Below are 3146 nucleotides of genomic sequence, written 5' to 3' on the forward strand. Positions count from 1 at the left end.
CGGTGACCTCGACGATGAGGCGGCGGTCGGTGCGGCGCAGGCGCAGGCGCATGGGTGGGGTGCCGTGCTGGAGGGAGTTGGCGACCAGTTCGCTCGCGGCGAGGACGCCCAGGTCGTGCAGGTCGGCCGGGAAACGCCAGCTGGTGAGCACGCCGGAGGCGAACGCACGCGCGCGTGGGGCCGCCTCCACCCCGCCGAGCAGTTCGAGGGCCGCGTTGCGGAAGAGCTCGCTGTCCGGGCCGGAGCGGGCGGGGTGCTGGAGGACGAGGACGGCCACGTCGTCGTCGTGGTCGGCCTGGACGCCGGCCGAGCGGACCAGGCGGTCGCAGATCACCTGGGGGGTGCCGGTGGCGCCGGCGAGGGCGCGTTCCAGGGCCGCGATGCCCTCGTCGAGGTCCTCGTCGCGGCGTTCCACCAGGCCGTCGGTGTAGAGGACCGCCGTGGAGCCGGGGCCCAGGGGGAGTGAGCCGGAGGCGTGCACCCAGCCGCCGGTGCCGAGCGGCGGGCCGGTGGGTTCGTCGGCGCGATGGACGGTGCCGTTCTCGTCGCGGACGAGGATCGGCAGGTGCCCGGCGGAGGCGTACACCAGCCGGCCCTCGTTGGGGTCGTGGATGGCGTAGGCGCAGGTCGCGATCTGGTTGGCGTCGATCTCCATGGCGAGGCCGTCGAGGAGCTGGAGCACCTCGTGCGGGGGGAGGTCCAGGCGGGCGTAGGCCCGGACGGCGGTGCGGAGTTGGCCCATGACCGCGGCCGCCCGCACGCCGCGTCCCATCACGTCGCCGATGACCAGGGCCGTGCGGCCGCCGCCGAGGGTGATGACGTCGTACCAGTCGCCGCCGACCGCGGCTTCCGTGCCGCCCGGCTGGTAGGTGGCGGCGATGCGCAGGTCGTCGGGCTGTTCCAGTACCTGGGGCAGGAGTGAGCGCTGGAGGGTGACCGCGGTCTCGCGCTGCCGGCGCTCGCTGGCGCGCAGCCGTTCGGCGGCCTCGGCGTGGTCGGTGACGTCGGTGGCGAAGACCAGTACGCCGGTGCCCGTGGTGCGGTGGTCGCCCTCGGCGACCGGTGTGCACGTGAACGTGTACGAGCGGCCGTCCGGGGCCTTGCGGGACTTCAGGGTGCGGGGCCTGCCGCTGCGCAGGACCTGGTCGAGGAGCGGGAGCAGGCCCAGTTCGCGCAGTTCGGGCAGGGCCTCGCGGGCGGGTGCGCCGAGGGGGCGTACGCCGAAGGCCGCCTTGTAGGCGTCGTTGACGTAGGCGGTGCGGTGGTCCGGGCCGTGGACGAGGGCGACGAGGGCCGGGACGCGGTCGAGGACCTCGCGCGCGGGGAGCTCGTCGACGGCGGGCACCGGTACCGGTTCGTCGGTCAGTTGTTCGGCGCGGGCCGCGGGTACGGAGCCGTCCGCCCGGCGGGCCGGGACGGCCGCGAGCTCGGTCCGCGCTGCGGCGCGGCGCTGCGTTCCGGGGATGCCGGGGAGCCGGGCGCTCCAGCGCGTGAAGTTCACGAATCCTTGCCTCGTGTCGTCGTCTCAGGCCAGCTCCGGGCCCGGCCGGGAATCTGGGGCCGCGCGGCGGTGCCGCACATTCTTACCGCCCCGGGGGTGTGCCACAGCGGGAATGCGTCATCCGTGGGACGCCGGGGCGTGCGGTGAAGTTCCTCGGTCCGGTCAGGACGACCCTTTCGGGTTGATGTTCGGGTCGAGAGGATGCTTTCCCCCGGCCGCCAGTTCGAACTCCGCTCGAGGGTGTTCGAGCGAGCCCAGGGAGACGATCTCCCGTTTGAACAGTCCCGCGAGTGTCCACTCGGCGAGCACCCGGGCCTTGCGGTTGAAGGTGGGCACCCTGCTGAGGTGGTAGGCGCGGTGCATGAACCAGGCGGGGTAGCCCTTCAGTTTGCGCCCGTAGACCTGTGCCACGCCCTTGTGCAGTCCGAGTGAGGCGACCGAGCCGGCGTTCCTGTGCGCATACGTCTCGAGGGGCTCGCCGCGCAGGGAGTGGGCGATGTTGTCGGCCAGGAGCCTGGCCTGGCGGAGGGCGTGCTGGGCGTTGGGCGGGGTCAGGCTGTCCGGTTCGGCGGCGGTGACGTCGGGGACGGCGGCGGCGTCGCCCGCGGCCCAGGCGTGTTCGACGCCGTCGACGGTCAGCCGGGCGGTGCACTTCAGGCGCCCGCGTCCGTTCAGCGGCAGGTCGGTGGTGGCGAGGAGGGGGTGCGGTTTGACGCCGGCGGTCCACACGACCGTACGGGTCGGGAAGCGCTGCCCGTCGCTGAGGACGACGACCCGGTCGGCGCAGGACTCCAGGCGGGTGCGGAGCAGGACCTGGATGTTGCGGCGGCGCAGTTCGGTGACGGTGTAGCGGCCCATCTCCTCGCCGACCTCGGGCAGGATCCGGTCCGAGGCCTCCACGAGGATCCACTTCATGTCCTCGGGCTTGACGTTGTGGTAGTAGCGCGCGGCGTAGCGGGCCATGTCCTCCAGTTCGCCGAGCGCCTCCACGCCCGCGTAGCCGCCGCCGACGAAGACGAAGGTGAGGGCGGCGTCGCGGACCTCGGGGTCGCGGGTGGAGGAGGCGATGTCCATCTGTTCGAGGACGTGGTTGCGCAGGCCGATGGCCTCCTCGACGGTCTTGAAACCGATGCCGTAGTCGACGAGGCCGGGGATGGGCAGGGTGCGCGAGACGGAGCCCGGGGCGAGGACGAGTTCGTCGTACGTCAGCTTCTCGGCGCCCCCGGTCTCCTCGGTGGCGAGGGTGATGAGGGTCGCGGTGCGGTGCGCGTGGTCGATGGAGGCGACCTCGCCGACGATGATGCGGCACTGGTCGAGGACGCGACGCAGGGGGACGACGACGTGCCGGGGGGAGATCGCCCCGGCGGCGGCTTCGGGCAGGAAGGGCTGATAGGTCATGTAGGGGTCGGGCGTGACCACCGTGATCTCGGCCTCGCCCCGCCTGAGCTCCTGTTTCATCGTCCGCTGCAGGCGCAGGGCCGTGTACATCCCGACGTAGCCGCCGCCGACAACGAGAATGCGCGCACGTTCCTTCACCATCCCATGACGCACCGGGCGCAGTCGTTTGTCCACAGGCCCGGCGAATTGTATGACCGGCGGCCGGGGCGGCGCGGGGTTGGCCGAAATGCCACTGTCGGGGGAAGGG

The 3146-nt window shown here is 72.6% G+C and carries 2 protein-coding genes; both read right to left on the bottom strand.

The genetic code is table 11. The features are described 5' to 3' along the window. Window positions 1-1501: SpoIIE family protein phosphatase (locus tag C1I97_RS33990; RefSeq protein WP_111006852.1), on the bottom strand; the 1501-nt coding region annotated here is incomplete at its 3' end. A 162-nt stretch (window positions 1502-1663) separates the two neighbouring features. Next, window positions 1664-3040, bottom strand: a complete 1377-nt coding sequence (locus tag C1I97_RS33995) for an NAD(P)/FAD-dependent oxidoreductase (protein WP_111006853.1) — start codon at window positions 3038-3040, stop codon at window positions 1664-1666. Window positions 3041-3146: the final 106 nt, after the last annotated feature.

Origin of the sequence: Streptomyces sp. NTH33, assembly GCF_003236365.1 — a bacterium.
GTDB lineage: Bacteria > Actinomycetota > Actinomycetes > Streptomycetales > Streptomycetaceae > Streptomyces.